The organism is Companilactobacillus paralimentarius DSM 13238 = JCM 10415, from assembly GCF_001434985.1.
Classification (GTDB): Bacteria; Bacillota; Bacilli; order Lactobacillales; family Lactobacillaceae; genus Companilactobacillus; species Companilactobacillus paralimentarius.
This window is the reverse complement of record NZ_AZES01000162.1, coordinates 1-5095: the sequence shown is the minus strand read 5'-3', so window position 1 is coordinate 5095 and position 5095 is coordinate 1. Positions and strand designations below refer to the sequence as shown.

6 protein-coding genes are annotated in these 5095 nt (G+C 35.6%); all 6 read right to left on the bottom strand.

What is annotated here, in order from left to right; translation table 11 throughout:
• On the bottom strand, window positions 1–850 hold an 850-nt coding region (locus FD33_RS11760; protein ID WP_056955995.1), incomplete at its 3' end, for an ABC transporter ATP-binding protein.
• Window positions 851–1014: 164 nt separating this feature from the next.
• On the bottom strand, window positions 1015–1785 hold the full coding sequence (locus FD33_RS11755; protein WP_034544481.1) for a DeoR/GlpR family DNA-binding transcription regulator: 771 nt from the start codon (window positions 1783–1785) through the stop codon (window positions 1015–1017).
• A 62-nt stretch (window positions 1786–1847) separates the two neighbouring features.
• On the bottom strand, window positions 1848–2315 hold the full coding sequence (locus FD33_RS11750) for a helix-turn-helix domain-containing protein (protein ID WP_025086277.1): 468 nt from the start codon (window positions 2313–2315) through the stop codon (window positions 1848–1850).
• Between the two features lie 55 nt (window positions 2316–2370).
• Entirely contained in the window at window positions 2371–2856 is a 486-nt protein-coding gene (locus FD33_RS11745; RefSeq protein WP_025086278.1) for a PTS sugar transporter subunit IIA, read from the bottom strand.
• A 1-nt stretch (window position 2857) separates the two neighbouring features.
• On the bottom strand, window positions 2858–4468 hold the full coding sequence (locus FD33_RS11740; protein WP_025086279.1) for a PTS transporter subunit EIIC: 1611 nt from the start codon (window positions 4466–4468) through the stop codon (window positions 2858–2860).
• A gap of 145 nt (window positions 4469–4613) precedes the next feature.
• Window positions 4614–4916 carry a hypothetical protein gene (locus tag FD33_RS11735; protein WP_025086280.1) on the bottom strand — a complete coding sequence of 101 codons (303 nt, stop codon included), beginning with the start codon at window positions 4914–4916 and terminating at the stop codon, window positions 4614–4616.
• Window positions 4917–5095 lie beyond the last annotated feature (179 nt).

Sequence of the window (5095 nt, the reverse complement as noted above, 5' to 3'; positions counted from 1 at the left end):
AGAGTCCATTTGAAGTTTTCTTCGGGACAAAGTTGCGCTTGATTTGACAATTCGTCTCAGATAACTGACTCAGAATTTCTAAACAATCTGATGTTGAAACAGATACAAAAATTTTGTACCCATCCCGTTGATATTGATATTTTCCCGGTAATTGAACATTCTTTGATCTAACCTTCATTGTTAAACGATTCTGAGCATATTTACATTTCAAATTCTCCACAGAATCCGACGCAATAATTTCACCATGATCAATTACATAAACAAAGTTTGCTTCCTCAGCTTCTTCTAAATAATGTGTTGTCAAAATTATGGTCAAATTCATTTCTCGGCGCAATTCATTAAGAACCTGCCAGATTAATTCTCTAGTTTGAATATCCAAACCTGTTGTCGGCTCGTCGAGGAATAGAACCTCTGGTTCATGCAGTAATGCACGTACAATATCGACTCGTCGCTTCTGACCTCCAGACAAAGTTCGATATTTCTGATCGATGATTTTTTGTAGCGCAAATTTTTCAATCCAATAATCGAGATTATTATTTAAATGTTGATACAACCCCCGACGGATCATTAAATTTTGTCTGACTGTTAGATCATCATCTAAAATGCTTTCTTGAAAAACAACACCAATTTTTTGACGATATGCTTTCTCTTGAGGAGTGAATCCATTTAAAGATATCTGACCTTGAGTTGGTTGAATAATTCCAATCAACATATTGATCGTAGTTGATTTCCCTGCCCCATTAGGACCCAAGAAAGCTACCAAATCACCTTTTTTGATTGATAAATCAACATTCTTAACAACTGTTTTATGATTGAATTTTTTAGTAAGATTTTGAACTTGTAAAAACATAATTTTGAACTCCTTTATTGAGTGAATTCATTATAGCCAGGACTTTTTCATCATGGTTTAATTCTTCGATAAGTGGTCAAAATTGATTGTTAAGATGTTGATTTTTAAACATAAAATACCACGTTATAGTATGTATATTGCATACTGTAACGTGGTATTATTTTTTACTTATTTCCAATTGTTCTAAAAACTACACTATCTCTAAAATAACTAACATATTTAGGATCTAAGCCCCTGTCGGTAACTAACACATCGACTTGTTGACAATTCGTTACAACGTAAGGCGAAGTTTTCTTAGTCGTAAATTTATAATTCTGTGTAACCAAAATTATCTTCTTACCTCGTTGAACAGCTTTTCTCAAAATAGCTGCATCAGCTTTACCCATGACTGTTATGTCACCTTCATCCGTGATTCGAGAAGCACCGATAAAGACACCGTCGAAAACAAAATCATTCAGGCGGATCAATGTATCCAGTGATGATGCATAACGATTGATCTTATCAACAATTCCACCTAACAACTCAACTCTAGGAAATTTATTTTCCATCAAATGTTCAGCGTTGTCGATGCCGTGCGTCACGATTGTCGTATCAACTTCCCCCAATAGATCACAAAGTTGCACTAACGTCGTAGAAGCCCCGATAAAATAAAGTTTATTTGGATGAACATATGTCGCTGCGATTTTAGCCATTGAAGTTTTAACGGGTGACAAAATACGCTTTCTATTCAAGAATTCAGGTACTTCATCACCTTGAGTGATCATAATTCCGCCATGAACTCGAATAGCTTGGCCAGTAGAGGTTAAATGCAGAACATCCCTTCTAGCAGTATCAAAGTCTATCTCAAAATGATCCGCAATCTGTTTGGTTGATAACCAACCTTTTTCTTTTAATACTTCTAAAATCTGCACTTCTCTTTTTTCCTTAGGAATCATCCGCACTCGTCCCCTTATCATTCTCTACCCGAAAAATAGTTATTCTTGAAGTTAATCCCCCATCAGAACTCAATTGTTGCACTATCTAACTTTATTGCCCGCAATGACAATATCTCCGAACGTAATAGTTCATTCTCATGTTCTAGCTCACTTATTTTTTCACGATCAATAACTAATTGCTGAACATCTTTTCTGAATAAGCCTGTCCCTGTCCAACCGACATCATCATATCTTCTCTGCCAGTTGGCAATTGTCCCCGGGTTACTGATTTGAAAGTGATCCGCCGTTTTGGCATAAGTTGCCTGATGAGACTTTTTCCACTTTAATACACGTAATTTGAAATCGCCATCGTATTCATGACTATCCGTGCGTTTTTTCAAACCTTCAGAACCATATTTTTTATATCGTTGTACCCAATTGAAAACACTAAATTTACTGATGCTAAATTTTCTCTGCAAATTGATAGAACTTTCACCTTGTAGGTAAGCTGTTACTACCTTTAATTTCAATCCATAACTTATTTTAGTCAAAGTAAAACCTCCTATAATCTTTTTTTGAGGACCATGGGAGGATTACTTCAAAAATCTATTTTTCTTTGACGTCTGCAATTTTAGTCAAATTATCAACTTGACTACCAACTTCAGCCACCTGATTATAATCTTTCAAAACATCATTTGAATTAGTAATCAAAACCATTGTCATTGAATCCTTTTTAGCTGCTTTAATTTGATCAAAATCAACTTTAACTAGTCTCGTATTATTATCGACTTCATCGCCGACACTAACTAAAGTTTCAAACGGAGCACCTTTTAGATCAACGGTATCAATTCCAATGTGAATCAAAATTTCCATTTTTCCACAATTTATCCCTACAGCATGTTTCGTCGGAAAAAGTTGACTGACCGTTCCCTTCACAGGACTATAAATATTTTCATTACTAGGTTCAACTGCAAATCCTTTACCCATCGCACCGCTAGAAAAGACCTCGTCACTTACTTTATCAAGTGCAACTAGTTTTCCCGCTACGGGAGCGAAGAAATCTGTTTTCTTTTTAAAATTGAACAAACCCATATTATCCCTCAATTCCTAAATAATCTTCTACTTCTGGTCCAATAGTTGAAACTTTTGTACCATAAATAACTTGAACACCTTTTCCATGGACAACTGTTCCCACAGCACCAGTGGATTTCAAAAGGTTTTTCTTAACAATATCAGAGTTATTTACACCAACACGTAATCTGGTAGCACAAGCTTCGAAGGTACTGATATTATCTTTTCCACCTAAACCATCAACAATCATAGCTGGAATACTATCAGTTGATTCACCATTAGCATTCTTTTCATCAACATAATCTTGTTTTGTATGTAGAACAGCTTCTTCTTCATCATCTTCACGACCAGGAGTCTTCAAGTTGAACTTGAGAATAGCAAATTTAAAGACGAAGTAATACAAAGCAAAGTAGAATAAAATCAATGGTATTAAGCCCAACCAATTAGTACGAGCTTGTCCAGGCAAAACACCATAGAGAATCATATCTAGTAAACCACCGGAGAACGTGAAACCAACACCAATCTTCAATAAGGAAACAAAGACTGCTGAGAAGGCAAACAAGACACAGTGAATACCCCAGAATAGGAATGGTGAAGCAAATAAAATAGTAAATTCTAGTGGTTCAGTAATACCTGTCAAAATTGATGTCAATGAAGATGATAGTAACAAACCTTTAACATCCTTACGCTTATTCTTTTTGGCACAATGATACATGGCCAAAGCAGCAGCTGGAAAACCACCAATCATAACTGGGAATTCAAAGGCAAAGTATCTAGCAGCCTCCCATGAAATCTTTTGACCAGCAGCCATTTGAGCAAAGACAATATTTTGTGCACCAACAATTGATTTACCAGCAATAGTAACAGTACCACCAACAGCTGTTTGCCAAAATGGTAAGTAGAACACATGGTGTAAACCAAATGGAATCAAAGCACGGTAAACATATGCGTAGAAGAAAGTACCAAAGTAACCCGATTTACCAATCAAAGTACCTAATCCAGCAATTCCCATAGCAATGTATGGCCATAGAAAGGCCATGATAAATCCTCCAACAATACCAGCTAAGGCGCCGGCAATAGGACTAAAGTGTGTGCCACCGAAGAATGAAATAGCATCGGGAAACTTGATTTTGTAATACTTATTATGTAACCAAACACAAATCAATCCAATAAAAATTCCTCCAAAAACACCAGTATTCATGGTGTTAGTGAAGCCAAGCATATTTGTAAGTAGACCGCCAATTTTCTTTAGACGTTCCAGCTCACCAAAGTTAACAATGGCACTAGTCATAGTGGCATACATCATGAAGTAGCCAACTAAAGCTGACAGTGCCGCGACACCTTTTTCACTCTTAGCCAAACCAAGAGCAACTGAAACAGCAAATAAGAGACCCAAATTATTAAAAATAACACTACCACAATCATTAAAAATCGTTAGTAATCTGTTCAAAAATGTACCTGGTCCTAAAATTGCCTCTAGATGATACATTTTGATAAATGATGCACCTGTAAATGAAGCACCGATTCCTAAAAATAGTCCCGCAACAGGCAATAAAGCGATTGGAAGCATGAAAGTCTTACCGACATTTTGTAGTGCAGCAAAAGCCTTACTTCCCTCTTTATTCTTTGACATATTAACCCTTCCTTATCAGGGTTACCGGTAACCTAATTGTTAATTAACGTTATTTATACTAGCATGCAATTATTCCAAACCGACAGTTTCTTCTTTATTTCAAGAAACTATCTACGTGCTTTTCAGCATTTCCGATTTCAAATGCTTACAGATGATTATCTACAATCTGTGATAAAGCGTCTCTTTTAAAATAGTCATACTCACCAAAACCACTCCAAATGAAGACAAACTCCAATCCTCGATGGATAAATTCTATTTTTTTCCAACCTTGATATTCCTCTTTACTAACATCAGAAATTTCTTTCAAGGATAGATGATAAGTTTGCTTATTGGTTAAATTTTTCAAGTCTAATACTTTAACCAATAGCTCGTCGTCATTCAAAGAATAGTCTACATAACCCACTGTGACTTTATTTTGCGGTGCTATCACCTGTACGTATTCAAACATTTACTCACGTCCCTTCTTGTTTACAGAAAATACTGTAGTCCATCAAACGCGTTTCATAACAAGTAAAAATGCAAAAAAAATCTCTAGATATTAGATTTTTTTCTAATATCTAGAGATTTTTTGTTTTGGCGAATTTTATAATCAAGTTAGCCACTTTAGAAAAATGACAAAATAAAAAC

Coding starts and splice junctions, on each gene's coding strand:
- FD33_RS11755 (WP_034544481.1), bottom strand. CDS start 1,785: ATGATTCCTAAGGAAAAAAGAGAAGTGCAGATTTTAGAAGTATTAAAA.
- FD33_RS11745 (WP_025086278.1), bottom strand. CDS start 2,856: ATGGGTTTGTTCAATTTTAAAAAGAAAACAGATTTCTTCGCTCCCGTA.
- FD33_RS11740 (WP_025086279.1), bottom strand. CDS start 4,468: ATGTCAAAGAATAAAGAGGGAAGTAAGGCTTTTGCTGCACTACAAAAT.
- FD33_RS11735 (WP_025086280.1), bottom strand. CDS start 4,916: ATGTTTGAATACGTACAGGTGATAGCACCGCAAAATAAAGTCACAGTG.